Below are 24,309 nucleotides of genomic sequence, written 5' to 3'. Positions count from 1 at the left end.
CCGCCTGAACCCCCTGCCGGGGGCCCAGGTCGGGCCGCATCGTTGTGCGTGGCCGGTCAGAAACCGGGGCCGTGCTGGTGGCTGTGGCCATGGCCGTGGCCGTGGCTGTGCCCGTGGTCGCCCGCGGACTTGGCCGGCTTCTCCACGACGAGGCTCTCGGTGGTGATGAGCAGCGCCGCGATCGACGCGGCGTTCGCCACCGCCGAGCGGGTGACCTTGACCGGGTCGATGATGCCGGCCGCGATCAGGTCGGTGTACTCGCCGGTCGCGGCGTTGTAGCCGTGGCCGGGCTTGAGCTCCCTGACCTTGTTGACGATGACCGCTCCCTCCTGGCCCGCGTTGCGCGCGATCCAGGACAGCGGAGCGTCGAGCGAGGAACGCACGACGTTCACACCGGCGAGTTCGTCACCGGTGCGACCGAGGCCCCCGTCGAGCACCGAGGCGACGTGCACGAGGGCGGCGCCGCCACCGGCGACGATGCCCTCCTCGATGGCCGCGCGGGTCGCCGAGACGGCGTCCTCGAGACGGTGCTTCTTCTCCTTGAGCTCCACCTCGGTGGCGGCGCCGACGCGGATGACCGCGACCCCGCCCGCGAGCTTGGCCAGCCGCTCCTGGAGCTTCTCGCGGTCCCAGTCGGACTCGCTGGCCTCGATCTCGCCCTTGAGGTTGCGTACGCGCTCGGCGACCGCGTCCGCGTCGCCGGCGCCGTCGACGAGGATGGTGTTGCCCGCGTCGACGACCACGCGCCGGACCTGGCCGAGATCGGCGAGGGTCGCCGCGTCCAGGGACAGACCGACCTCGGTGGCGATGACCTGCCCACCGGTGAGCACCGCGATGTCCTGCAGCAGCGCCTTGCGGCGGTCACCGAAGCCGGGCGCCTTCACCGCGACGACCTGGAAGGTCTTGCGGATCGTGTTCACCACCAGGGTGGACAGCGCCTCGCCCTCGATGTCCTCGGCGATGATCAGCAGCGGCTTGCGCTCCTGGACGACCTGCTCGAGCAGGGGCAGGATCTCGTTCAGCGCCGCGATCTTGCCCGGGTAGAGAAGGACGTAGGCGTCCTCGAGCACCGCTTCCTGGGAGTCGGTGTCGGTGACGAAGTACGGCGAGATGTAGCCCTTGTCGAACTGCATCCCCTCGGTGAGCTCAAGGTCGAGCCCGAGGGTCTGGCTCTCCTCGACCGTGATGACGCCGTCCTTGCCGATCTTGTCGATCGCCTCGGCGATCAGCTCGCCGACCCGGACGTCCTGCGCGGAGATCGCCGCCACCTGGGCGATGGTCTCCTTCGCGCTGACCTCGATGGCCTGCTCGAGCAGCGCCGCCGAGACGGCCTCGACCGCGGCCTCGATGCCAGCCTTGAGCGACAGCGGTGCGGCGCCCGCCGTGACCTGCTTGAGGCCGAACCGGACCATTCCCTGGGCCAGCACGGTCGCCGTGGTGGTGCCGTCACCGGCGACGTCGTTGGTCTTGGTGGCGACCTCCTTGGCGAGCTGAGCGCCAAGGTTGCGGTACGGGTCGTCCAGCTCGACCTCGCGCGCGATCGTCACCCCGTCATTGGTGATCGTCGGCGCGCCGTAGTTCTTGTCGATGACGACGTTGCGCCCGCGTGGGCCGATCGTCACCTTCACCGCGTTGGCGAGCGCGTTGACGCCGTCCTCGAGTGCGTGACGGGCATCCTCGTTGAACGTCAGAATTTTCGGCATACCTGAGGTGTCCTCCCGACATCGATTGCCGGTAGCACAACGAGAAGCGCGCCCCGCCGGTGCACCCGGCGGACACCGGGCGGCCACCAGCGGGGCGCGCCCCCCGTCGCGTCGCTACCGACGCACGGCCTACTTCTCGATGATCGCGAGGACGTCGCGCGCGGAGAGCACCAGGTACTCCTCGCCCGAGTACTTGACCTCGGTACCGCCGTACTTGCTGTAGAGCACCACGTCGCCGACCTTCACGTCGAGCGGGACGCGCTTGCCGTCCTCGAACCGACCCGGTCCGACCGCGAGAACAGTCCCCTCCTGGGGCTTCTCCTTGGCCGTGTCCGGAATCACGATGCCCGATGCGGTGGTCTGCTCGGCATCCGACGGCTGCACGACGATGCGGTCTTCAAGAGGCTTGATAGCAACCTTGGTGGCGGTCGTCACGATCGACCTCCCCCTTCCTACGCTGGATGAGAGAGCGACCCTGGCGGCCTGCCGTCGCGGGTGAACAGGCGCCTGTCGTCGCTGGCACTCTCACGTGCCGAGTGCCAACCTAGCACCCGCACCACGCACGTCAACCAAGAAGGGCGGATCTGTCAAGACTCAAAGGCCGACGCTGTGCCCGGGACGTACTCCGTGGACGTGGACCGACGTGCCCGTTCCGCCCGCGATCGTGGGGATCCGGGCGTCCGAGCACGCCGCGGATCCGGTCGCGTGCCCCGACCCCCACCACCGACCGACCCCGTGAGCTGCGCGACGATCGGTGTGGACCGATACATCGCCAGTATCCGACGGGAGTCCGACGATGATCTGGATGTGGGAGGCCAAGGCCGCCCCCGGCCAGCTCACCCGACTACGGGACTGGGCGGTCGACGCCCTCGGCGACCGCGACGGTGAGGTGTATCTCAGCCACCAGCGGGCGGGCGACCTGGTCGTCGTGATCGTCCGCACCACCGTGCCGCCGATGCCCACCGTGCCGCCGATGCCCACTGTGCCGCCCGGCCTCACCACGGGCGCCCCGCACGCATGGCCGTTCGAGCAGGTGCACCCGCCGGCCGCCCCTTAACCGGCCGCGGGGCGCCGGCGACTTCTCGTGGACGCCTGGTCAGCCGGTGGCGGCTGGACCGCCGGTGCCCTTCCGGGCGTCGATCTGCTGGCGGGCGATCTCGCAGGCGGCGACGCCGTGGGTCGGGTCCACATCGACGAGTCGGGCCACGATGCGGCGCAGCAGCCGGACGAACTCCTCGCGCTCCGCGGGTTCCAGCGCGGCGAGAACATGCTGGTCAACCAGCAGCCGCTGCTGCTGGGCGGCCGTGTGGACGAGGGTGCCGCGTTCGGTCGCGACGAGGATGCGAGCGCGACGATCGGCCGGATCCGGCTGACGGAGCACAAGCCCGTCCCGCTCGAGTTCGTCGACCAGACGCACCATGACCGTGCGGTCGATGCCGAACCTGCGCGCGACCTCTATCTGGTTGCGACCCTCACCCTCGACAGCGGCGCCCAGCACCTGAAGCGCGCGTAGACCACCGGGCAGCTGCGTGCAGGCCGAGGCGGCCGCCTCGAGGTAGCCGTACTGCGCCTGACCCATCAGCCAGCCGAGATCGTGCCCCAGATCCTCGGGCAGACCCTCGGCCTCGGCGCTGTGCACCGCGGCAGACGCCCCGGCGTCGCTCATCGTGCCAGGGTACCCGCGTTCGCCAGCCCGATCACCCCGTGAGATAAGTGCACTTGCAGACGATCCCAGCTAAAGATAGTCTCGGCATCGATCTTCACACCAGGTGAAGATCTTCCATCAAGATCTTTCCCGCACGTGGTTGACGCGACCTGACCTGGCTGATCCGGCCTGAGCGACCGCGACGCGAACGTGACTCGGCAACCGTGACTCAAAGGACGGCTCATGGCCCACCTACTGCACGTCGACGCCAGCTTCGCCCGTGAGGGTTCGACCTCCCGGGCGCTGGGCGCTGTCTTCGCCGAGGCCTGGCAGGCCGCCCATCCCGGCGGCACCCTCAACTACCGGGATCTCGCCCTCACGCCCCCGCCCCATCTGGACTGGGAGACCGTCTCCGCCGGCTTCCTGCCCTCCGACCAGCACTCGCCCACGCAGACCGAGGCCGTCAAGCGGCGCGAGGAGCTGGTCGCCGAGCTCGAGGCGGCCGACGAGTACCTGTTCACGCTGCCGATGTACAACTTCTCGGTGCCCTCGACGTTCAAGGCGTGGGTCGATCAGATCATCATCGTGGGCCGCACGCTGCGCCAGCCTCCGGAGCCCTCGGCGCTGACCGGTTCCCGCGTCACCGTGCTCGCCACCCAGGGCGGTTCCTACGCGGCGGGCACGCCCAGGGAGGGCTGGGACCACCAGCTCCCCTACGTGGCACACATCCTGGAGTCACTCGGCGCGACCGATGTCGAGCTGATCCGGGTGGAGATGACCCTCGCTCCGGTCAACCCGGCGCTCGCGGAGTTCATCGACCTGAACACCCGCAGCCGCAGCGCCGGCGAGGCGGCTCTGCGCGCCCGCGCGGCAGCCTGACCGGGCCACCGGCGGCGGCTGGTCAGGGTTGCAGCAGGGCACTGCCGGGGAGGGCACGCTCCCGGTCGTCGAGCAGAATGCCGTAGCCCACCGTGTCGATCGGCCGGGCCCGCATGACGAAGGCATCGCCGCCGGAAGGCTGGTAGTAGCCGCGCCGCTGACCGATGTCGACGAAGCCGAGCCGGTGGTAGAGGGCCCGGGCGGCGTGGTTGTCGGTGCGGACCTCCAGCCCGCAGGAGCGCGCCCCCACCTGGCGCGCCCGGCGCAGCAGGCTGATCATCAGACGGGCGCCGACGCCCCTGCCACGCAGGTGCGGGACGACTCCCACCGTCTGGATGTAGGCCCCGTCCTCGGAGATCGCCAGACCCGCGTAACCGACGATCGACGTCAGGTCGTGCGTGGCGACACCACGCGGGCGCGACAGCGCGGTCAGGTAGTAGCGCTGATCGCCCTGGGCGAGCTCGGACCAGAACAGCTCGGCGCTCCACGCGTCGGCCACGAAGACCGTGCGCTCGAGGTTCGCGATGGTCTCGACATGCCACCAGCGCGTGGGCACCATGACAAGATCCACGGCGGCCTGCGTGCCGGCCGGGAGTTCGGTGGCCGGGAGCGGGGAGGTCCGGGGTCTGGTGACGGAGGATCCAGGAGCCGGCGGCTCGGTCGTGGCGGGCCGGGCCGGGCGGCCCGGCTGGGTCATGAGCTGACCGGCTTCGGGGCGTGCGGCTCGGAGGCGTCCGGTCGTCGCAGGTAGAGCGGGACCAGGGGCGACGGGACACGCCCCGCCAGCAGATCGGCGCCGGCGAGGCCGACCAGCAGCTCCGGACGCGGGTAGCCCGCCTCCGGCACGGTGGTGTCACCGCCCGCGGCGGGTAGGGAAAGCTCCGCGAAGTCGGCGAACAGGTCCGCGTACAGGGCCCGACCTGGGCCGACGACCGCCGTGACGCCGTGAGCACGCAACAGCTCGGCGACCTGCGCCGGCCGACCGACCGCGGGGTCGCCCACCCGAACGCCATCGTCGTACCGGGCCCAGTACACCTCCCGCCGACGGGCATCGGTGACCACGGCGGTCGCCCCGATCGTCGCGGCACCGATGCCGTCCAGCGAGCAGACGCCATGCACGGGGATCTCCAGCGCGTCGGCGAACGCGGCGGCCGTGACCATCCCGACCCGCAGGCTGGTGAACGGCCCCGGCCCGGCTCCGACGACGATCGCCGCGAGGTCGGACGGGTGCACATCCGCTTCGTCGAGCACCGAGCGCATCGACGGCGCCAGCAGCTCGCCGTGGCGGCGGGCATCGACGGTGACGACGCTGCCGCGCGGCCAGACCTGCACCCCGGCGTCGCCGACGGCCTCATCCAGCCAGCTCGGGCCGCCGGGATTCGCGGCGGTCTCGGCCGCCGTCAGTTCAGCGAGGGCCACAGCACAGGCAGCCGTGGACGTATCAAGGGCCAGCACCAGCACCGCTCCAGCCTACGGAGGCGCCTGACCCACCGAGGCCGCGCCCCATGCCCGTCAGCTCGACAGGCCACGCAGACGTGCGGTCCAGGACGGGCCGGATGCCAGCAGCCGCACGGTTCGGACCTCGCCGGACTCGTCGGCGGTGGGCCGGGTCAGCACCACCTCCAGATGGTCCTGGGCGAGACCTTCGACCAGGCCCGCGCCCCATTCGACGACGGTCACCGACCGGTCGGCGTCGGCGTCGAGGTCCAGGTCGTCCGCCTCGGCCGCCGCGCCGAGCCGGTAGGCGTCCACATGGACGAGCGGGATGCGGCCGTCGGCGTAGATCCGCGACAGCACGTAGGTCGGCGAGGTGACCGTCTCCCGGACGCCGAGACCGGCCGCGATGCCCTGGGCGAGCACGGTCTTGCCGGCGCCGAGCGGCCCTGAGAGCACGATCAGGTCACCGGGACGCAGCACGCCGGCCAGCCGCGCGCCGAGCGCACGCATCCGCTCGGCCGTCGGGATCTGCACCACCGGGGCCTGAACGCCGTCGTCGGCACCGCGTGTCGGGTTCACGCTCATGGCTCCATTCTCACTACTCGCGCGCGCCTTCCCCGTCCACCGGCCGCGACAGCGGCCGCCGCGGGTCGTCGAGCGGGCTCAGGCGGCGCCGAGCGGTCGGGCGGTCCGGCGGTGCGCGGCGGCGGGCCGGGCGGCGGCGGGGCCGGTGACGGCACGCTCGACCAGTCGACGGATCGCCGCGTTCACCGCGGCGGGACGTTCCAGCATGATGGCGTGCCCGGCGTTCTCCTCGACGAGCAGCTCCGCCTCGGGCAGGGCCGCCGCGATCGTGCGGCTGTGACCGACCGGGGTGACCAGGTCCGCGGCGCCGACGACGATCAGCGTGGGGGTGGTCGTGAACCGGTCGACGGCGGCGAGACGGTCGTTGTCGAGCAGGGTCGGCAGGAAGGCCGCGATGACCTCCACCGGGGTCCGGGAGACCATCTCCTCGAGGAAGGTGATGACGGCGGGCGACAGGTCGGTGCCGCCGAAGGCGATCCGGCGGGTCACCTCCCAGGACAGGTCGCTGCCGCTGCCGCGCAGGTGCTCGAGCACCCCGGACGCCCGCCGCATGCCGACGGCGACACCCGGCACCACCCGCCGCACGACCCCGGTCAGCAGCGCCGCCGGGCCCAGGGTGGCCCGGGCGAGCTCCGAGGCGCTGGTGGACAGCAGGGCGACGCCGATGATGCGGTCGCCGAACAGTTCCGGATGCTCCTCGGCGAGCCCCAGCACCGCCATGCCGCCCATCGAATGGCCGATCAGCACGATCGGCCCGGTGGGGACCCGCTCGCGGATGACCCGGTACAGGTCATCCGCGAGCACGTCGATGGTGCAGTTGCCCACGACGGACGGACCGGAACGCCCGTGGGCGCGCTGGTCGAAGAACACCATCCGCCCGAGATCGGTCAGATCGCGCTGCTGCAGGACCCAGCTGTCGGAACACACGCAGAACCCGTGCACGAACACCAGGGTGAGCGGTGCGTCCGCCGGGCCGGTCTCCTCGACGTGCAGCGGCACCCCGTCGCCGGCGAGGACGGTGGTGACCTGGCCGTCGATCCGCGCGGCCTCGAACGACCTGGTGACCTCCGTACGCAGGCGACGACGGTGGATGGCCCGGCGCTCGGCGACGAGACCGGCGACAGCGGCCACCCCGACCACCCCGAGTGAGCCGGTGACCGCCCGTGCTGCTCGGGACCCCGCCACCGCGCCGACCGACCTGACCATCCCCGCCTCCGTCCACCGCACAACCCGGCTCCTCCGGACTGCCCTGAACCGATGATGCCTCGCACATCCGACACAGGCAGGTTCGAGGGGACTCGTCCACGACCATGGTCCGGCGTGCACGGGTCGGACGCGGGGCCGCTCAGGGGCCGGTCAGCCCGCACTCCGTAGCCGGTTGGCGACGGAGCGGATCATCGGGGTGGATCAGGCGAAGCCCGGCATCGGGAAGCCGGCGGTCAGCTCGTTGACCTGCGCCCGAATCCGCTCGATCGTCGCGGTGTCGTTGGCCGAGGCCGCCTTGACGGCGTCGTCGATCCAACCGGCGATCAGCGGCATGTGCGCGGTGGTCAGGCCCCGGGTGGTCACCGCGGCGGTGCCGAGGCGGATGCCGGACGGGTCGAACGGCTTGCGCTTGTCGAACGGCACGGCGTTGTAGTTCAGCTCGATGCCGGCGGCGTCCAGCGCCTTGGCCGCCGGCTTGCCGCCGATGTCCTTGCTGGTCAGGTCGATGAGGATCAGGTGGTTGTCGGTACCGCCGGTGACCAGGTCGAAGCCACGCTCGACCAGGGCCTCGGCCAGGGCGCGGGCGTTGGCGACGATGGCCTGGGCGTACTCGCGGAACGACGGGGTCGCCGCCTCCCGCAGCGCGACGGCGATCGCCGCGGTGGTGTGGTTGTGCGGGCCACCCTGCAGACCTGGGAAGACCGCCTTGTCCAGCGCCGTGGCATGCTCCGCGTCCGACATCAGCATCGCGCCACGCGGGCCGCGCAGCGTCTTGTGCGTGGTGGTGGAGATCACCGGGGCGTGCCCGACCGGGGAGGGATGCGCACCCCCGGCGATGAGCCCGGCGATGTGCGCGATGTCGGCGACGAGCACGGCGCCGACCTCTCGCGCGATCTCGGCGAAACCCGGGAAGTCGATCGTGCGCGGGATCGCCGTGCCACCACAGAAGATGACCTTCGGACGCTCGGCCAGGGCGAGGTCACGCACCTCGTCCAGGTCGATCCGGCCGGTGTCGGCCCGCAGCCCGTAACGAACGCTGCGGAACCACTTGCCGGTCGCCGACACGCTCCACCCGTGGGTGAGGTGCCCGCCCATCGGCAGCGACAGACCCATGATCGTGTCGCCGGGCTGGGCGAAGGCCAGGTAGACGGCCAGGTTCGCCGGCGACCCGGAGTACGGCTGCACATTGGCGTGCTCGACCCCGAACAACGCCTTCGCCCGGTCGACGGCGAGGGTCTCGATCGGGTCGATGACCTGCTGGCCCTCGTAGTAGCGCTTCCCGACGTACCCCTCGGAGTACTTGTTGGTCAGCACCGAACCGGATGCCTCGAGCACCGCGGTGGACACGTAGTTCTCCGAGGCGATCAACCTGATGGACCCGTGCTGGCGGGCGGCCTCGGCCTCGATCAGACCCGCGATCTCCGGATCGGCGACGGTCAGTTCGGGAAGGGGTGGGTTGTGCACAGTAACCTCCGGCACGTCTCGTTCGGCCGGAGGCACCCAGACGCGCGGCACCGACCCGCTCATCGCTCCCCGGTGGTCAGTTCCACCTCTGTGCGCCAGTCGCGACTACGCCTCGATCCTAGTCGCCGACCCCCGCCCGACGCACGACCCCCCCGTTCCCCCGGCAGACACCGCACCCTCTGGACGACACCCCGCCCACCGCCGAGCAGGCCACCGATCACCCGGACCTTCGACTGGGTCACGTCCGGGCCGGCCTGCCCGGCCAAGCGGGACGTCGTCCTCTACCGTGGAGTGACCGGCCCATCGATAGTGATCACGGAGGCAGATACATGAAGCTGTCGTGGCGCAGGCATCAGGAGCCCGTCTCCGCGAACCCGAACCGGACCCTCACCGGCCCGGAACGCGCCGCCGCGCTCGGCGTGGCCGACGAGTCCGAGCCCGAACTCGAGCTCGAGCCCGCCGTGGCCGCCTCGGTTGCGATCACGGCGACCAGCGGGGTCGGCTCCCCGGTGCTGGCATCGACGTCGGCCGCGGCCGCCCCGAGCGGGCCGAAGCCGGTGATGCTCACTCTCACCACCCGGAGCCAGATCGAACAGGCCGAGCAGGAAGCCGCCCAGGCCGCCGCCCAGCCAGTGCGGCGCCGGATGGAACGCGGCATGTTCGGCGGCAGCACCGCGACCGGCGGCGGCTGCTCCTCCGGCGGCTGCGGCTGACGCCGCGGATCAGCGGTACACGCGGGGCACGCGGGCGCCGATCCGGGTGACGATCTCGTAGTTGATGGTGCCGGCGGCGGTGGCCCAGTCGTCGGCGGTCGGCTCACCCTGGTCACCCGGGCCGAACAGCACCACCTCGTCGCCGACGGACACGTCGTCGTCGCCGACGTCGAGAACGAACTGATCCATGCAGACGGTGCCGGCGATGCGTCGCCGCCGTCCACCGAGAAGCACCTCGCCGCGGTTCGTCGCCGACCGGGGGACGCCGTCGGCGTAGCCCAGGGGGACCAGGGCCAGCGTCGCCGCGTGGTCGGTGGTGTAGCGGTGGGCGTAGGACACGCCGGTGCCGGCCGGCACCCGCTTGACCAGGGCGGCATGGCTGACCAGTGTCATCGCCGGGCGCAGCCCGAAACGAGCCGGCGGGCCGACCTCGGGGCCGGGTGAGAGCCCGTAGACCGACACACCCGGTCGGACCAGGTCGAAATGGGCCTGCGGGCTGACCAGGGTCGCCGCGGAGTTGGCGAGATGGCGCACGACCGGGGTCAGACCGGCCTTGTCCGCGATGTCGATGGCCTCCCGGAACATCCCGATCTGGGTCTGCACGGTCGGATGCCCCGGGGCGTCCGCGAAGGCCAGATGGCTCCAGACGCCGTAACCCGACAGGACGCCCTCGGCCTCCAGCCGGGCCGCGTCGTCACACAGGTCGGGCCAGTCCGCCGGGGTCGCCCCGGCCCGGCCGAGTCCGGTGTCGGCCTTGAGATGCACGCGGGCGCGCCGGCCGACCCGGCGGGCGGCCTCGGCGATCCGCCGCAGCGCCCAGGGTGCTGAGGCCGACAGGTCGATGTCGGCCTCGATCGCCGCGTCGATGTTCTCCGCGGGTGTGCTGAGCCAGCACAGCACCGGCACGGTGATCCCGGCGGCGCGCAGCGCCAGCGCCTCCTCGAGGAAGGCCGTGCCCAGCCAGGTCGCCCCGGCCTCAAGCGCGGCCCGGGCACACGGGAGCATGCCGTGGCCGTAACCGTCGGCCTTCACCACGGCCATGGTCGCGGCCGGGCCGGCCCGGTCGACGAGGGCGGTCACCGAATCCCGCACCGCGTCGAGCTCGATGGCCGCGTAGGTACGGGCGGCGGGCCCGGCCCCGGTGTCGGTCGGCTGTTCGCTCACCCGGCCAACGCTACCGCCAGAGCACCGACCAGCGTCCCAGCCACCACCCAGCCAGCCAGCCAGCCCGCCGGCCAGAGCCAGCCCGGGCCCGGGCCCGGGCCCGCCAGCGGGTCGGGGTGGGATCCCTCAGCCGGCAGGGTCGGTCAGCAGGTCGGTGACGGTGGCGGCGAGCAGGCGGGGCAGGTCGCTCGCGGCCAGCGGGAGGCAACCGTGTACCCCGGCCCGTTCGGCGGCGCGGCCGTGCAGGTGGGCACCCACCGCCCCGGCGAACGCCACGGGCAGGCCGGCGGCGGCCAGCGAGCCGATCAGGCCGGTGAGCACATCCCCGCTGCCGGCGGTGCCGAGCCAGGGCGAACCGGTGGTGTTCACCCAGGCTGTCCCGGACGGCTCGACGACGAGGGTGCGCGCGCCCTTGAGCAGGATGACCGCGCCGGTCTCGGCGGCGACCCGCCGCACGGTCGCGAGCCGGTCGGCCGCCAGCTCGTCCGCGGCCTTCGCCGCGTCCCAGCCCAGGACCCGCCCGACCAGCCGGGCGAACTCGCCCTCATGCGGTGTGACCAGCACCGGTGCGACCCGCCGGTGCAGCCGGGTGCGGTCGGCGGCGAGCAGGTCGGCGAGCGGGTCGAGGGCACCGGCGTCGACGACGAGCGGCACGTCCTCGCCGAGCAGGGCGTCCAGCGACACTCCGGTGGCCGAGGTGTCGCCGGCCAGACCCGGGCCGATCGCCCAGACCTGCACCCGTCCGGCGGCCAGCAGGGCGGCCCGGTCACCGGGTGCGATGTCGGTGACCACGGCCTCCGGATACGCCGCGCGGACATGGTCACCGGCCCGGCCATGGATGCGCCCCGAGGCCGGGTCCGCATGTCCCACGCTGACGACCCGCAGATAGCCGGCACCGCCGCGCAGCGCCCCGCCGACGGCGAGCACGGCCGCCCCGGGGTAGTCGTCGCTGCCGGCGACAAGCCCGAGCACACCCCGCCGGTACTTCGACGCCGTCTCGTGCGGTACTGGCAGCGCCGCGCGGACGTCCGCGTCGTCCAGCGCGCGCAGGTCCGGCTCGGGCAGCGTCAGACCGATGTCGACCAGCTCCACCGGGCCGGTGTGGGCGGCCCCGGGCATCAGCCACAGGCCACGCTTGTAGGTCCCGAAGGTGATCGTCGCGCTGGCGCGGATCGCGTCGCCCGCCACGGCGCCGGTGTCGGCGTCCACGCCGCTGGGCAGGTCGACGGCGACGGTGCGCCGCGGCGGTGCGAGCGCGGCCAGGCGGGCGTGCGCCGGGCGCAGTCCCCCGCGTCCGCCGATGCCGAGCAGGCCGTCGAGGACGAGGTCGGCGCGTTCCAGCAGCTCGCGGAGGGTGGGTTCGTCCGGCCCGGCGGGCGGCGCGACGACCTGGCGGCGGCCGCCGGCGGCCAGCAGCGCGGCGGTCGCCTGTGGATGTGTCGTTCCGGTGGCGATCGCGTCCACCCGTGCCCCCCGGGCCGCCAGCCGGGCGCCGGCCCACAGGGCGTCGCCGCCGTTGTCACCGGAACCGGCCAGGATGACGATCCGGGCGCCGTGGACCCGGCCGAGCCGTCGAACCACGTAGGCGACCAGCCCGAAGACCGCCCGCTGCATGAGTGCGCCCGGGGGGAGAACGGCGAACCGCTCCGCCTCGGCCGCCCGAACCTGCTCCACGGTGTGCGCGTTTCGCATGTCGCCCATGCTGCCCGTTCCCCGCCCGGTCAGACGTCCACATCGCCGGACGTCCACATCGCCGGACGTCCCCGCCGTGGCGGAACGAGCCGGGTCAGGACTCGGCGACGACCATGGCGACGGCGACCCCGCCGTCGTGGGTCAGCGACAGATGCCAGCTGGCGATGCCGAACCGCGCGGCCACGGCCGCCACAGTGCCCCCGACCCGCAGCGACGGACGACCACCAGGACCGGCCAGGACTTCGGCATCATGCCATTCCAGCCCGGGTGGGGCGCCGAGCACCTTGGCCACGGCCTCCTTGGCGGCGAACCGGGCGGCCAGACGTTCCGGCCTGGTCAGGGCGCGTTCCGCCGGGGTGAACAGGCGCATCGCGATGGCCGGTGTGCGCGAGAGGGTGGCGGTGAACCGGTCGATGTCCACCACGTCGACGCCGATGCCCACAACTGCCATCCGTCGAGGTTCCCACATCGGCGCGCCCGACTCGATCAGCGCCACCCGGACGATCACCCGTGGCCGACGGACATCCCGACCGCGCGGGTGACCGTGCCGACAGACGGGACCGGGCGCCCGCATCGGTCGGATGCGGACGCCCAGTGGGGGTCGTGCCGGGGTGCTCAGCTCGGTCGCGGTGGCTCACGTCGAGACCGACGGACCCGCCTGCCCGGTCTCGCCCTGCCCGGTCTCGGTCTGCCCGGTCTCGGTCTTTGCGGTGGCCTCGGCCGGCTGGTCGTCGGAACCATCCCCGCCGACCTCATCGCCGGCGAGGATGCGGTAGAGACCGCGGCGGGTCTCGGTGAGCAGGGCGCGGGCGGCCGCGAGCTGCTCGTCGTCGCCGGCCTGGGCGACCTGGACCACGGCGGCGCCGACCGCGAAGGCCAGCGAACGCAGACTGGTGAGCTCCTCGTCGGCGCCGTCGGCCGCGGTCTCCCAGGGCCGACGCTGGCCGGCGCGGGACTCGACGTGGGCGCGCCCGGCCTCGGTGAGGTGGAAGACGCGCTTGCCGTCGGCCTCCTCGGCCTGCACGAGACCCTCATCGGCCAGCAGGGACAGCACCGGGTACACCGACCCGGGGCTCGGACGCCAGGTGCCGCCGCTGCGCTCGCCGAGCTCGCGGATCATCTGGTAACCGTGCATCGGCTCCTCGGCCAGCAGGGCCAGCAGGGCCTCGCGGACATCACCGCGCCCTACCTTGGGCCCGCGGCCGAAGCCGGGACCACCGAAACCGCCCGGCCCGCCGAAGCCCGGGCCGAACCCGGGGCCAGGGAAACCAGGGAAGCCCGGGAACCCTCCGGGCCCCCAGCCCGCCCCACCGCGACGCCCCCGAGGGCGCCCCTCGCCGCCGTGCTCGCGCCGACCACCGGGGCCGCCAGGGCCACCGGGACCGCCCGGACCACCGCGGGCGGCGCGGCTGGTGCGACCTCGACCGGAGGACTCCCCTTCGGGGGCCCGCCGGTCAGCGCAACCGGCCATCGCCTCGAACACCTCCGACAGCCGCGCGGGATCGAACGGGAAGCCCCATCCGGCCCGGCCGCCCCAGGCACCCTGTGAGCCCCATGGGCCCGACATCGCATGCGAAGTCATGATTTTTCCTTTCGGAGTGGTTGCGCCCCGCCCGGGCCAGACCCGCCGGGGCTGCGCTACAGAAAACCAACAACGACCATCTTGTCGCCGTGGCGTACGCTCACGATATATCGCGATCGTACGTCTGACAACCCCCGGGTCGAGGATCATCCGCCGCGGAGCCGACCGGCCGGCCCCGTTCGCGCGTGGATTCCGTAGGATTAGCCAGTGATCATTTCTGTGTCCGGGGAGAACGGGCACGACGGGGACCCTGTCACCCCGCTCGAGGCGGCCTTCGCCGAACGGGCGTGCGCGCAACGCGCCGGCACCGACGTGTTCATCGAGGGTGTGAACCTCGCCCTGCTCGGGCGGGTGGAGCAGCTGCGCATCCGGCCCACCAACGCCTCCGGCACGGTGGACGACGACGGCCCGCACGAGGTCCGCCTCGAGGCGGCCGACGACGGGCCGCGGACAGGCTGCACCTGCCCCGAGGGCGCCACCGGCACCTTCTGTCGGCACGCCGTGGCCGTCGCCCTGGTCGCCACGGGCTCGGCGGGTCTCGCCGAGGACGACGAGGACGACGAGGACGACGGCGGCGCCATCGAGGAGAGCTCGCTGTTCGCCGACGATCCGGTGCACGCCGCGATGCGGGTGTTCCTGAGCCGGGCGCCCCGGGCGGAACTGGTCGAGACCCTGCTCGACGCCGCCGACGAGAACGACGCCGTCGCCGACGCCCTGTGGGAGGCGACCGTCGCCTGGCACGGCCGCCAGCACGGCGCGACCCCCTCCGCCTGAGCCGCGACCGGGCCGGCGAGGCACCGGCCCCTCGGCTGGCGGGGTTACTCGACGGTGACGGACTTCGCCAGGTTGCGGGGCTGATCGACGTCCAGGCCACGGGCCAGGGCGAGCTCACAGGCGAACACCTGCAGCGGCAGCGTGGTGACCAGCGGGGCGAACAGTGACGTCGTCTCCGGCACCCGGATCACATGGTCGGCGTAGGGCTCGACGGCGACGTCCCCGTCCTCGGCGATGACGATGGTGCGCGCCCCGCGGGCCCGGACCTCCTGGATGTTCGAGACGATCTTGTCGTGCAGGTTCGCTCGTCCACGCGGCGAGGGGACCACGACGAGCACCGGCAGACCCGGCTCGATGAGCGCGATCGGCCCGTGCTTGAGCTCCCCGGCGGGGAAGCCCTCGGCATGCATGTAGGCCAGTTCCTTGAGCTTGAGCGCGCCCTCGAGCGCCACCGGATAGCCGACGTGGCGGCCGAGGAAGAGCACCGCCTTGGCGTCGGCCAGCTCCCGGGCGAGTTCGCGGATCGGTTCGAGCCGCCCGAGGGTGCGTTCCACCAGTTCGGGCATCCGCTGCAGGCGCTCGACGTAGGCCGCGACCTCGTCGCCGTAGAGCACGCCCCGCACCTGGGCCAGGTACAGACCGACCAGCAGGCACGCCGCCACCTGGCCGAGGAAGGTCTTCGTCGAGGCGACGCCGACCTCCGGCCCGCAGTGGGTGTAGAGCACCGCGTCCGACTCGCGCGGGATGGTCGAACCGTTGGTGTTGCAGATCGCGAGCACCCGGGCCTTCTGCTCCCGGGCGTGCTTGACCGCCATCAGCGTGTCGAGGGTCTCCCCGCTCTGGCTGATCGCGATGACCAGGGTCGAACGGTCCAGGACCGGGTCGCGGTAGCGGAACTCCGAGGCCATCTCGACCTCGCAGGGCAGCCTCGTCCAGTGTTCGATGGCGTACTTGGCGATCAGCCCGGCGTGGTAGGCGGTGCCGCAGGCGACGATGAAGACCTTGTCGACATCGCGGAAGTCCTGGGCCGAGAGGCGCTCCTCGTCCAGGACGATGGCGCCCTGCGGGGACAGCCGGCCACGCAGGGTGTCGGCCAGCGCGGTCGGCTGCTCGTTGATCTCCTTGAGCATGAAGTACGGGTAGCCGCCCTTCTCGGCGGCGCTGGCATCCCAGTCGACGTGGTAGCGCCGGTTGTGCACCGGACGGCCCTCGAAGTCGGTGACGATCACACCATCCCGGCGGGCCTCGACCACCTGGTCCTGACCGATCTCCATCGCCTCCCGGGTGTGGGCGATGAAGGCGGACACGTCACTGGCGAGGAACGACTCACCCTCGCCCAGCCCGACGACCAGCGGACTGTTGCGCCGGGCCCCGACGACCACCTCGGGAAAGTCCCGGTGCACGACCACGAGTGTGAACGCGCCGGCCAGCCGCCGGCAGACCCGCCGCAGTGCCGCGGCCAGCGGATGGGACACCGCGGCCGGGTCCGGTTCCGGGTCCGGTTCCGGATCCGGGTCGCCGGCGAGTTCGACCTCGAGCAGGTGGGCGACGACCTCGGTGTCGGTCTCGCTGGCGAGTTCGTGCCCACCGGCCTCGAGTTCGGCGCGCAGCAGGGCGAAGTTCTCGATGATGCCGTTGTGGATGACGGCGATCGCACCGGTGCAGTCGACGTGCGGGTGGGCGTTCACATCGGTCGGACCACCATGGGTCGCCCAGCGGGTGTGGCCCATCCCGGTCGTACCGGGCATCGGATCCGGCTCGGGGTTCTCGGCGAGCAGCTTCTCCAGGTTCGCGAGTTTGCCCGCCCGCCGAGCCGTCCGCAGTTCACCCGCACCCACCACAGCAATGCCCGAGGAGTCATAGCCTCGGTACTCCAGCCGCCGAAGACCCTGCAGAGAGATGTCCAGAGCCGACTGGTCACCGACGTACCCGATGATCCCGCACATGGCGCTCAGCGTACGCAGGTGCCGCCGGCTCCACCGGCACTCCCCCACCTGAGCCGGGAGTGTTGTCCGAGTGTGATCTCCCGAGCGGTGTCAGCTGACGATCGCCAGCGACCCCTGGACGACGGCGGCCAGCCGATGTGCGATCTCGCGGGCGACCCGGTCGCTCTCCGCCTCGACCATGACCCGGACCAGCGGTTCGGTGCCCGAGGGACGCAGCAGCACCCGTCCGGCGTCGCCGAGCTGCTCCTCGGCCTGCGCGACCGCGACCCGCAGCGCCGACGATGTGGTCACCTGGGCGCGGTCGACCCCGCGGACGTTGACGAGCACCTGCGGCAGTCGGGTCATCGCCTTGGCGAGTTCGGCCAACGGCTGGCCGCTCTCCGCGACCCGGCCGAGCAGCCGCAGCGCGGTGAGCAGACCATCCCCGGTCGTCGCATGATCAGCGAAGACGACGTGACCGCTCTGTTCGCCACCGAGGACGTAACCCCCGGCGCGCATCGCCTCGAGCACATACCGGTCACCGACGGGCGTGGTCACCACGGCGATCCCGGCCTCGCGCATGGCATGGTGGAAACCCAGGTTGGACATCACGGTGACGACGACCGCGTTACCGGTCAGCTCGCCGCGCTCGGCCATCGCCAGGGCGCAGACAGCGAGAATCTGGTCGCCGTCGACGACCTCACCGGACGCGTCGACGGCCAGGCAGCGATCCGCGTCGCCGTCGTGGGCGATGCCGACGTCCGCGCCGTGCTCGAGCACGGCGGCGCGCAGACTCTCCAGATGGGTGGCGCCGCTGGCCTCGTTGATGGCGGTGCCGTCGCCGTCGGCGTGCAGCGCGATCACCTCGGCGCCGGCCTCCCGCAGCACCCGGGGGCCGATCGACGATGCCGCGCCCTGGGCGCAGTCCAGCACGACGCGCAGCCCATCGAGCCGGTTCGGTAGCGCCCGCAGCAGGTGCTGGGCGTAGTCGTCCACAAGCGTGGGCACGTCGCGGACCCGACCGACGTCACCGCCGACGGGGCGACGGGTGGGTGGATGGGCCATCCGTCGTTCGATGGCGTCCTCGACGTCGTCGGGCAGCTTCAGACCGCCGGCGGCGAACAGTTTGATGCCGTTGTCGGGCATCGGGTTGTGGCTGGCGGACAGCATCACGCCGAAGGCCGCACCGGTACCGGCAACGGCATAGGCGACGGCAGGTGTCGGCGCGACCCCGATCCGGGCGACGTCGACACCCGAGGCGGCCAGACCGGCCACCACCGCGGCCTCGAGAAACTCACCGGACGGGCGGGTGTCCCGCCCGACAATCACCAACGGACGCGCAACGCCGGAGCGGCCGGCGGCTTCGCCGGGCCGCCCCAACAGTTCCGCCGCCGCGGACGCAAGCGCGAGAGCCTGCTCCGCAGTCAGATCGACGTTGGCGACACCCCGGACACCATCGGTGCCGAAGAGCCTCGTCACTGAGGGTCTCCCATGCTCGAAGGATCAGCGGAGACCCGTTCAGGCGACGGCGATGTCGAGCCCCCGCACCCGCCCGCTCGTGGTGAGCTGGGCGGTGCGGGGACACGGGTCAGCGCTTGCTGTACTGCGGGGCCTTACGGGCCTTCTTCAGGCCGTACTTCTTGCGCTCCTTGACCCGGGCGTCACGGGTGAGGAAGCCGGCCTTCTTCAGAGTAGGCCGGGACTCCTCGTCCACCAGGATCAGCGCGCGGGCGACGGCGAGTCGCAGCGCACCGGCCTGACCCGACACACCGCCGCCGTGCAGGCGGGCGATGATGTCGAACGACTCCGTGCGCTCCAGCGCCTTCAGCGGCTCGTTGACGAGCTGCTGGTGCACCTTGTTGGGAAAGTACTCCTCCAGCGAGCGCCCGTTGAGCGTCCACTGCCCCGTCCCGGGCAGCAGCCGCACACGGACCACTGCTTCCTTGCGCCGGCCCGTGGCGCGGGGATTGCCCTGTACGTCGGTCACGACAGCCACGTCGCGTTCCTTCCTCGGTTGATGCGTGGTTCCCGAAGCCGGCGACGGCAGCGGCCTCGCGGCGCCACCCGAACCGGCCGGAGGAGGTCCGCGGTTACTGCGCGACCTGGATGATCTCGAAGGGGGTGGGCTGCTGAGCGTCGTGCGGGTGGGTGGGACCCGCGTAGACCTTCAGCTTCGTGCCCTGGGCACGGCCGAGCCGGTTGTGCGGCAACATGCCCTTGATCGCCTTCTCGACGATGACCTGGGGCCGCGTGTCGAGCAGCTCGCCGTAGGAGGTGCTGCGCAGACCGCCCGGGAAACCCGAGTGACGGTGGTACTGCGCCTGCTCGCGCTTGTTGCCGCTCAGCGCCACCTTGCCGGCATTGATCACGATGACGAAGTCGCCGGTGTCGATGTGCGGGGCGAAAATCGGCTTGTGCTTGCCCCGCAGCAGTGTGGCGGCCTGGGTCGCCAACCGGCCGAGCACCACGTCGGTGGCGTCGATGACGTGCCAGACGCGCTGAACATCCGCGGGCTTGGGCTGGTACGTGCGCACAGGTCTGCCTTCTCGTTCGGACGACACTCCCTCCGCACGACCCCGAGGGGGCCGAACGGGCGGGACTCGTCAAGAATGTGGAGCGCGCAGACGGGACGTGTCACGCGCAGCAGTCTTTGAGGTTACCAGGCTGCCGGGAGAAGCCGTCTCGCGGCCCTCCACCCCCGCCATCCGGCGTGATCCGTGAGCCTACCGACCCGGACGCGTCGACGTCGCCGACGGTCGGCGTCGGACCGGTCTCGGGCCGGCGCCGGCCCGGGCACACCCGGGTATCGGCGACGCCCACGGACTTTCCGCTCGGACCGACGCACCGACAAACCCTGGCTATTCTGGCCGGGATGACTGAATCGGATGGCGGGGGCCAGGCAGGGCGCCCGATCCCTGACCTTCCAGGCCACGACTCGCCGGAACACTCCCCCTCGGGCTGGAGCTCCACCGCCTGGACCTCGCCGGGTGCGGACCCGTCGGCCCCCGCGACGCCTCGCCCAGCCACACCTGGGCCCACGTCGCCGGGCCCGGCGACGTCCGACCCGGCGACGTCCGGTCTGGATCTGCACGGTCGCCACGTCACGTATGACGGGTGGGCGCCCCCGACCGACGATCCCCTGTTCGGCGGCCCGCGCAACTACGCGTTCTCCTTCGACCACCTCCCCACCTCGACCGACCACCTCCCTCCCTCGACCGGTCACCTCCCCACCTCCACCGGTCACCTCCCCACCTCGACGGCGCCGTCCCAACCAACGACGGTCGATCCCTCCACCGCCGGTCCGCCGTTCACCACGGGCCGGCCGTTCACGACGGGCCCGGAGCCCGCTGGGGGGCACGAGCTCGCTGGAGGGCAGGAGTCCACCGCGGGTCAGCTGGCCGCGGCGAGCGAGGTGTCACCGGCGACGATGCCGACGCCGGTGACCCGACCGGGTCCGACCCGCACCGGCACCGGGCACGGCACCGCGGCGGTCCAGGAGTCGGCCGCGGATGGCTGGCCGAGCCGGCATGAACGTCCGGCGTCCCGGGCCGGGGCCGGCGAGAACGCGCCCCACGCCGGCCTGCGCGCGACCGGGCCGACCTCGGGCTATCGCGGATTCGCGACGTCCGGGTCCGGGTCCGGTTCCGTGGCCTCCGGCAGCCCGCTGGGGTACGGCCCCGACGGCTTCGGCTCCTGGGGCGACGATCCGCGGGGTGAGGCGTCCGACGGGTTTGGTCCGCGGGACGAGTTCGGTCCGGACCCCGACGAACCGGGGAGACGACCTCCGCGGGCCTGGCGGATGCTGCTGGTCGTGGCCGGTGCCGTCGTGGTGCTGATCGCGGCGGTGGCCGTCGTGGCACTGCGCGGCGGGGACGACGGCGGATCCCCGGGGGCGCAGCCCACCACGGCGGTCTCGCTGGCGCCGATTCCGGCGAACTTTCTCGAGAGTGTGAGTACCGACGTCGACCCGATCCGCGCGGACGAGTTCTTCGCCGACACCTCCATCGACCGGGATGGACGTCGCTATCAGCGGATCGCCACCCGGCTCGACAGCGGCTGCCCACAGCTGACCGGCCAGTTGACCACGCTGTTCGCCGGCACCCACTGCGCGCAGGTGGTGCGTGCGCTGTTGCTGAGCACGCCCGCGGCCGGCACCCGCCAGGTCCTCACCGGTGTGACGGTGTTCCGCCTCGACACGAGCACGACGGCGACCCAGGGCGCCCAGGTGCTCAACCAGGGCAGCGGTGGCATCGCGCCGCTGCCCATCCCCGCGGGCAGCGTCAGGGACGCACGGATCACCGGCCCCGGCGGCAACAACTCCTGGCGCGGGGCACAGAGCCACGGTCACTACCTGGTCTACACCCAGGTCGCCTACGTCGACGGCACCGCGGGAGCGGCCACCGACGTCCCGCTCCGGGCCGCCCAGACCGACCTCGCCGCACTCGCCACCGAACCCATCGGTGACCGCGCCGTCCTCGGCCACGGCCCACGGCGCTGACCCGGCGCTGACCCGGCGCTGACCCGGTCGGATTCAGGGTCGGTCAGCGCCCCGTCCGGTGTGCCGGCGGCTCAACCAGACGGGGTGGTGGGGACGCGTACGGCCCGGGTCACCTCGGCCCGGGCGGCCAGCGCCGCATCCGGGGGGTAGCGCACCTCGACCAGGGTCAGGCCGTGCGCGGGGGCGACCGTGACCGCGGGGTCGCGTAGTCCGCGGCGCAGCACGGCCAGCGGCCAGTTCGGCGGCCGGCGGCCATCGCCGACCGCGAGCAGCGCCCCGACCAGGGCTCGGACCATCGAGTGGCAGAAGGCATCCGCCTCGACGTCCGCGGTCAGCACACCGTCGCGGCGACGGGACACGTCCAGGCGCAGCAGGGTGCGCACACTGGTCGAACCCTCCCGGCGCCGGCAGAACGCGGCGAAGTCATGCTCGCCGAGCAGCGCCAGGGCGGCGGTGGCCATCGCCCCCGCGTCCAGCGGTCGCGGCCAGGCCAGGGTGTCGAAGCGGCGCAGCGGCTCGGCGCCGAACGCCGCGTCGGTGATGCGATAGACGTACCGGCGGGACAGTGCGGAGAACCGGGCGTCGAAGCCGGCCGGCGCCGGCGCCAACGCGGTGACCCGGATGGCGCGGTCAAGCACCCCGTTGAGCCGGCGGGCAAGACCGCCCAGTGGCACCTCGTCGGGCAGGTCGACATGCGCCACCTGCCCGAGCGCGTGCACCCCGGAGTCGGTCCGTCCGGCGACGGTCAGCCGGACCGCGGAAAGCCGGGCGACCCGCATGAGCGCGTCCTCGACGTCGCCCTGGACGGTCCGCTGCGCGGGCTGGCGGGCCCAGCCGGCGAACGGCGTGCCGTCGTAGGTGATGCCCAGCCGCAGCCGGACCAGACCCGCCCCGGAGCCGACGACCGGCGGCAGGCTGTGCACGGCTCGCGGTGGGGAGCCGCTGCCCAGGTCGGCTCCCGTGTCATCGGCCATTTCGTACTCCCCCAGCGATGGGCACTGCCTGGACGGTGCGCGGCACCGTGGTCGTCGCAACAGCGAAGGCCCGCCACCCGTTTCCGGGCGGCGGGCCTTCGGCCATCGTCACGGCCAGCTTCGCCGCGGTCGTGCGCGACACTCGAACCGGCGATCAGAACAGGTCAGAACGCGGCTGACACCTTAGGAGGTGGTGTCAGGGGTATCGGTCTTCGCCGCCTCACCGGCGGGTGTCTCGGTGGCCGGCGCCTCGGCCGCCTGCGCGGCGACGGCGGCGGCGGTCGGAGACTCCTTGGCCAGGTCCTCGGCGGCCTCGGCGGTGGCGCCGGTCGGCTTGGTGCGCTCCGCGAACTGGGTGCCACGGGCGCGCTCGGCCTCACCGACGGCCTGCTGGCCGACGGTCAGCGCCTCGACCAGTTCGATGCGGGCCAGCGGAGCGTTGTCACCCTTGCGGTTACCGAGCTTGATGATCCGGGTGTAGCCGCCCTCGCGGTTGGCGTACCGGGGACCGATCTCGGTGAACAGGGTGTGCACGACCGAGTTGTCCCGGACGTGGCGCATCACCCGGCGACGGGCGTGCAGGTCACCGCGCTTGGCGAAGGTCACCAGCCGCTCGGCGTACGGACGCAGCCGCTTGGCCTTCGCCTCGGTGGTGGTGATGCCGCCGTGCTCGAACAGCGCGGTGGCGAGGTTGGCCAGCAGCAGCCGCTCATGTGCGGGACTGCCACCGAGCCGGGCGCCCTTGGTTGGCGTGGGCATGATGAGTGCTCCTCGTTCCTTTCACTGTCCCGCCAGGCTGCCCGCCCGTAGGACGGCGGCATGCGGCCACCGGATGTCGTACGAGGGCCCCCGCATCGCGCGGGGGCCCTCGGAAGGTCAGTACTGCTCGGTCTCGACGAACTCGGCGCCGTCGTCGTGCGGGTCGGAGAACGGCGCGTTGTAGGTGTCGGTGCCGTAGGTGTCGACAGCCTGCCGCGGGTCGAACCCGGGCGGGGAGTCCTTGAGCTGCAGGCCCATGGCCCCCAGCTTCGTCTTCACCTCGTCGATCGACTTCTGCCCGAAGTTGCGGATGTCGAGCAGGTCGGCCTCGCTGCGCGAGACCAGTTCGCCGATCGTGTGGATGCCCTCACGCTTGAGGCAGTTGTAGGAGCGGACCGTCAGGTCCATCTCCTCGATCGGCAGCGCCAGGTCGGCCGCCAGTGCCGCGTCCGCGGCGGACGGGCCGATGTCGACGCCCTCAGCCTCGGCGTTGAGCTCCTGCGCCAGCCCGAACAGGCCGACGAGGGTCTTGCCAGCGCTGGCCATCGCGTCCCGCGGGGAGATCGACGGCTTGGTCTCGACGTCGACGATGAGCCGGTCGAAGTCGGTGCGCTGCTCGACACGGGTGGCCTCGACCTTGTAGGTCACCTTGAGCACCGGCGAGTAGATCGAGTCGATCGGGATACGCCCGATCTCCTGACCGGCCTGCTTGTTCTGCGCGGCACTGACATAGCCACGGCCCCGCTCGACGGTCAGCTCGATCTCGAGCTTGCCCTTGTCGTTCAGGGTCGCCAGACGCAGCTCGGGGTTGTGCACCTCGACGCCGGCCGGGGGGGCGATGTCCGCCGCGGAGACCTCACCGGGGCCCTGCTTGCGCAGGTACATCACGGTCGGCTCGTCGTTGTCGGAGCTGACGACCAGTTCCTTGAGGTTCAGGATCAGGTCGGTCACGTCCTCCTTGACGCCGGGCACGGTGGAGAACTCGTGCAGCACCCCGTCGACGCGGATGCTGGTGACCGAGGCACCGGGGATGGAGGACAGCAGGGTCCGGCGCAGGGAGTTGCCCAGGGTGTACCCGAAGCCCGGCTCCAACGGCTCGATCACGAAACGTGACCGGAACTCGGAGATCGGGTCCTCGACCAGGGTGGGACGCTGAGCGATCAGCATGGTGGTGATCCTTCCGCCCACGGCGCCCGCCATATGACGCCGCGTAGTGCGAGCTGCCCGAGTTCGACAGCCAGCGGACGGGACATCGGTCCGCCCCGTCCGCGGGTCCGGCGCCTGTGGCGCCGGCGAACACCCGTCGCCT

At 72.2% G+C, this 24,309-nt stretch carries 24 protein-coding genes and 1 riboswitch; of the genes, 5 read left to right on the top strand and 19 right to left on the bottom strand.

The annotated features are described in order from the left end of the window. Window positions 1-56: 56 nt before the first annotated feature. Entirely contained in the window at window positions 57-1,703 is a 1,647-nt protein-coding gene (groL, locus tag MXD61_RS13620) for a chaperonin GroEL (RefSeq protein WP_248813355.1), read from the bottom strand. A gap of 129 nt (window positions 1,704-1,832) precedes the next feature. Then, complete coding sequence (groES, locus tag MXD61_RS13615) at window positions 1,833-2,141, bottom strand: co-chaperone GroES (protein WP_035921112.1); 309 nt, start codon at window positions 2,139-2,141, stop codon at window positions 1,833-1,835. Window positions 2,142-2,508: 367 nt separating this feature from the next. On the opposite strand from groES, the gene MXD61_RS13610 reads away from it, so the two are divergent. Continuing rightward, window positions 2,509-2,760 (top strand): hypothetical protein, encoded by a 252-nt coding sequence (locus MXD61_RS13610; protein WP_248813354.1) that lies wholly within the window; start codon window positions 2,509-2,511, stop codon window positions 2,758-2,760. A gap of 39 nt (window positions 2,761-2,799) precedes the next feature. Here the strand turns inward: MXD61_RS13610 and MXD61_RS13605 are convergent, their stop codons facing one another. Beyond that, window positions 2,800-3,369 (bottom strand): MarR family winged helix-turn-helix transcriptional regulator, encoded by a 570-nt coding sequence (locus MXD61_RS13605; RefSeq protein ID WP_248813352.1) that lies wholly within the window; start codon window positions 3,367-3,369, stop codon window positions 2,800-2,802. 222 nt (window positions 3,370-3,591) lie between these two features. On the opposite strand from MXD61_RS13605, the gene MXD61_RS13600 reads away from it, so the two are divergent. After that, window positions 3,592-4,227 carry an FMN-dependent NADH-azoreductase gene (locus MXD61_RS13600; RefSeq protein ID WP_248813350.1) on the top strand — a complete coding sequence of 212 codons (636 nt, stop codon included), beginning with the start codon at window positions 3,592-3,594 and terminating at the stop codon, window positions 4,225-4,227. 22 nt (window positions 4,228-4,249) lie between these two features. Here the strand turns inward: MXD61_RS13600 and rimI are convergent, their stop codons facing one another. The 5 genes from rimI to glyA all read right to left on the bottom strand — a co-directional run bounded on the left by rimI (window position 4,250) and on the right by glyA (window position 8,919). Further along, window positions 4,250-4,786: a ribosomal protein S18-alanine N-acetyltransferase gene (rimI, locus tag MXD61_RS13595; RefSeq protein ID WP_248813348.1), complete on the bottom strand. Its 537-nt coding sequence runs from the start codon at window positions 4,784-4,786 to the stop codon at window positions 4,250-4,252. Window positions 4,787-4,920: 134 nt separating this feature from the next. Next, window positions 4,921-5,688: a tRNA (adenosine(37)-N6)-threonylcarbamoyltransferase complex dimerization subunit type 1 TsaB gene (tsaB, locus tag MXD61_RS13590; protein WP_248813346.1), complete on the bottom strand. Its 768-nt coding sequence runs from the start codon at window positions 5,686-5,688 to the stop codon at window positions 4,921-4,923. A 51-nt stretch (window positions 5,689-5,739) separates the two neighbouring features. After that, window positions 5,740-6,249, bottom strand: a complete 510-nt coding sequence (tsaE, locus tag MXD61_RS13585) for a tRNA (adenosine(37)-N6)-threonylcarbamoyltransferase complex ATPase subunit type 1 TsaE (RefSeq protein ID WP_248813344.1) — start codon at window positions 6,247-6,249, stop codon at window positions 5,740-5,742. Between the two features lie 78 nt (window positions 6,250-6,327). Then, window positions 6,328-7,476 carry an alpha/beta fold hydrolase gene (locus tag MXD61_RS13580; RefSeq protein ID WP_248813342.1) on the bottom strand — a complete coding sequence of 383 codons (1,149 nt, stop codon included), beginning with the start codon at window positions 7,474-7,476 and terminating at the stop codon, window positions 6,328-6,330. Between the two features lie 180 nt (window positions 7,477-7,656). After that, complete coding sequence (glyA, locus tag MXD61_RS13575) at window positions 7,657-8,919, bottom strand: serine hydroxymethyltransferase (protein WP_248813409.1); 1,263 nt, start codon at window positions 8,917-8,919, stop codon at window positions 7,657-7,659. 27 nt (window positions 8,920-8,946) lie between these two features. Further along, a riboswitch (ZMP/ZTP riboswitch) is annotated at window positions 8,947-9,032 on the bottom strand. Between the two features lie 216 nt (window positions 9,033-9,248). Between glyA and MXD61_RS13570 the strand changes: the two genes are divergently transcribed. Beyond that, window positions 9,249-9,632 (top strand): hypothetical protein, encoded by a 384-nt coding sequence (locus MXD61_RS13570; protein WP_248813340.1) that lies wholly within the window; start codon window positions 9,249-9,251, stop codon window positions 9,630-9,632. Between the two features lie 9 nt (window positions 9,633-9,641). Here MXD61_RS13570 and alr read toward each other — a convergent pair whose 3' ends face one another. The 4 genes from alr to MXD61_RS13550 form a co-directional block, all read right to left on the bottom strand. Continuing rightward, window positions 9,642-10,796, bottom strand: coding sequence for an alanine racemase (gene alr / locus MXD61_RS13565; protein WP_248813339.1), 1,155 nt, complete (start codon window positions 10,794-10,796; stop codon window positions 9,642-9,644). 126 nt (window positions 10,797-10,922) lie between these two features. Beyond that, on the bottom strand, window positions 10,923-12,488 hold the full coding sequence (locus MXD61_RS13560; protein WP_248813407.1) for an NAD(P)H-hydrate dehydratase: 1,566 nt from the start codon (window positions 12,486-12,488) through the stop codon (window positions 10,923-10,925). Between the two features lie 94 nt (window positions 12,489-12,582). After that, a complete protein-coding gene (locus tag MXD61_RS13555; RefSeq protein WP_248813337.1) occupies window positions 12,583-12,939 on the bottom strand; it encodes a holo-ACP synthase in 357 nt (118 codons plus the stop codon). A gap of 183 nt (window positions 12,940-13,122) precedes the next feature. After that, window positions 13,123-14,070 (bottom strand): PadR family transcriptional regulator, encoded by a 948-nt coding sequence (locus tag MXD61_RS13550; protein WP_248813335.1) that lies wholly within the window; start codon window positions 14,068-14,070, stop codon window positions 13,123-13,125. A 207-nt stretch (window positions 14,071-14,277) separates the two neighbouring features. On the opposite strand from MXD61_RS13550, the gene MXD61_RS13545 reads away from it, so the two are divergent. Further along, complete coding sequence (locus MXD61_RS13545) at window positions 14,278-14,844, top strand: SWIM zinc finger family protein (protein WP_248813333.1); 567 nt, start codon at window positions 14,278-14,280, stop codon at window positions 14,842-14,844. 44 nt (window positions 14,845-14,888) lie between these two features. Here MXD61_RS13545 and glmS read toward each other — a convergent pair whose 3' ends face one another. From glmS to rplM, 4 genes are all read right to left on the bottom strand, one after another. Next, window positions 14,889-16,790, bottom strand: a complete 1,902-nt coding sequence (gene glmS / locus MXD61_RS13540) for a glutamine--fructose-6-phosphate transaminase (isomerizing) (RefSeq protein WP_248813332.1) — start codon at window positions 16,788-16,790, stop codon at window positions 14,889-14,891. A gap of 90 nt (window positions 16,791-16,880) precedes the next feature. Then, complete coding sequence (gene glmM / locus MXD61_RS13535; protein ID WP_248813330.1) at window positions 16,881-18,248, bottom strand: phosphoglucosamine mutase; 1,368 nt, start codon at window positions 18,246-18,248, stop codon at window positions 16,881-16,883. Between the two features lie 109 nt (window positions 18,249-18,357). After that, window positions 18,358-18,765, bottom strand: a complete 408-nt coding sequence (rpsI, locus tag MXD61_RS13530; protein ID WP_248813328.1) for a 30S ribosomal protein S9 — start codon at window positions 18,763-18,765, stop codon at window positions 18,358-18,360. A 94-nt stretch (window positions 18,766-18,859) separates the two neighbouring features. Continuing rightward, on the bottom strand, window positions 18,860-19,303 hold the full coding sequence (gene rplM, locus MXD61_RS13525; RefSeq protein WP_163549192.1) for a 50S ribosomal protein L13: 444 nt from the start codon (window positions 19,301-19,303) through the stop codon (window positions 18,860-18,862). Between the two features lie 338 nt (window positions 19,304-19,641). Here rplM and MXD61_RS13520 point away from each other — a divergent pair, with 338 nt between their 5' ends. After that, window positions 19,642-21,267 (top strand): hypothetical protein, encoded by a 1,626-nt coding sequence (locus MXD61_RS13520; protein ID WP_248813326.1) that lies wholly within the window; start codon window positions 19,642-19,644, stop codon window positions 21,265-21,267. A gap of 71 nt (window positions 21,268-21,338) precedes the next feature. Here MXD61_RS13520 and truA read toward each other — a convergent pair whose 3' ends face one another. The 3 genes from truA to MXD61_RS13505 all read right to left on the bottom strand — a co-directional run bounded on the left by truA (window position 21,339) and on the right by MXD61_RS13505 (window position 24,167). Continuing rightward, a complete protein-coding gene (gene truA, locus MXD61_RS13515) occupies window positions 21,339-22,241 on the bottom strand; it encodes a tRNA pseudouridine(38-40) synthase TruA (protein ID WP_248813324.1) in 903 nt (300 codons plus the stop codon). A 183-nt stretch (window positions 22,242-22,424) separates the two neighbouring features. Next, a complete protein-coding gene (rplQ, locus tag MXD61_RS13510; RefSeq protein WP_248813322.1) occupies window positions 22,425-23,000 on the bottom strand; it encodes a 50S ribosomal protein L17 in 576 nt (191 codons plus the stop codon). A 117-nt stretch (window positions 23,001-23,117) separates the two neighbouring features. Beyond that, the gene (locus MXD61_RS13505; RefSeq protein ID WP_248813320.1) at window positions 23,118-24,167 is read right to left on the bottom strand and encodes a DNA-directed RNA polymerase subunit alpha; all 1,050 of its coding nucleotides are present in this window, start codon (window positions 24,165-24,167) and stop codon (window positions 23,118-23,120) included. Window positions 24,168-24,309: the final 142 nt, after the last annotated feature.

The sequence above is a fragment of the Frankia sp. AgPm24 genome (assembly GCF_023243055.1).
In the GTDB taxonomy this organism is placed as follows: Bacteria; Actinomycetota; Actinomycetes; order Frankiales; family Frankiaceae; genus Frankia; species Frankia umida.
Note: the sequence above shows the minus strand (reverse complement) of the source record. Positions and strands in the feature narration are given on the sequence as shown.

Coding starts and splice junctions, on each gene's coding strand:
- groL (WP_248813355.1), bottom strand. CDS start 1,703: ATGCCGAAAATTCTGACGTTCAACGAGGATGCCCGTCACGCACTCGAG.
- MXD61_RS13610 (WP_248813354.1), top strand. CDS start 2,509: ATGTGGGAGGCCAAGGCCGCCCCCGGCCAGCTCACCCGACTACGGGAC.
- MXD61_RS13605 (WP_248813352.1), bottom strand. CDS start 3,369: ATGAGCGACGCCGGGGCGTCTGCCGCGGTGCACAGCGCCGAGGCCGAG.
- MXD61_RS13600 (WP_248813350.1), top strand. CDS start 3,592: ATGGCCCACCTACTGCACGTCGACGCCAGCTTCGCCCGTGAGGGTTCG.
- rimI (WP_248813348.1), bottom strand. CDS start 4,786: ATGGTGCCCACGCGCTGGTGGCATGTCGAGACCATCGCGAACCTCGAG.
- tsaE (WP_248813344.1), bottom strand. CDS start 6,249: ATGAGCGTGAACCCGACACGCGGTGCCGACGACGGCGTTCAGGCCCCG.
- MXD61_RS13570 (WP_248813340.1), top strand. CDS start 9,249: ATGAAGCTGTCGTGGCGCAGGCATCAGGAGCCCGTCTCCGCGAACCCG.
- MXD61_RS13560 (WP_248813407.1), bottom strand. CDS start 12,488: ATGCGAAACGCGCACACCGTGGAGCAGGTTCGGGCGGCCGAGGCGGAG.
- MXD61_RS13555 (WP_248813337.1), bottom strand. CDS start 12,939: ATGGCAGTTGTGGGCATCGGCGTCGACGTGGTGGACATCGACCGGTTC.
- MXD61_RS13550 (WP_248813335.1), bottom strand. CDS start 14,070: ATGACTTCGCATGCGATGTCGGGCCCATGGGGCTCACAGGGTGCCTGG.
- glmS (WP_248813332.1), bottom strand. CDS start 16,790: ATGTGCGGGATCATCGGGTACGTCGGTGACCAGTCGGCTCTGGACATC.
- MXD61_RS13520 (WP_248813326.1), top strand. CDS start 19,642: ATGACTGAATCGGATGGCGGGGGCCAGGCAGGGCGCCCGATCCCTGAC.
- truA (WP_248813324.1), bottom strand. CDS start 22,241: ATGGCCGATGACACGGGAGCCGACCTGGGCAGCGGCTCCCCACCGCGA.
- rplQ (WP_248813322.1), bottom strand. CDS start 23,000: ATGCCCACGCCAACCAAGGGCGCCCGGCTCGGTGGCAGTCCCGCACAT.
- MXD61_RS13505 (WP_248813320.1), bottom strand. CDS start 24,167: ATGCTGATCGCTCAGCGTCCCACCCTGGTCGAGGACCCGATCTCCGAG.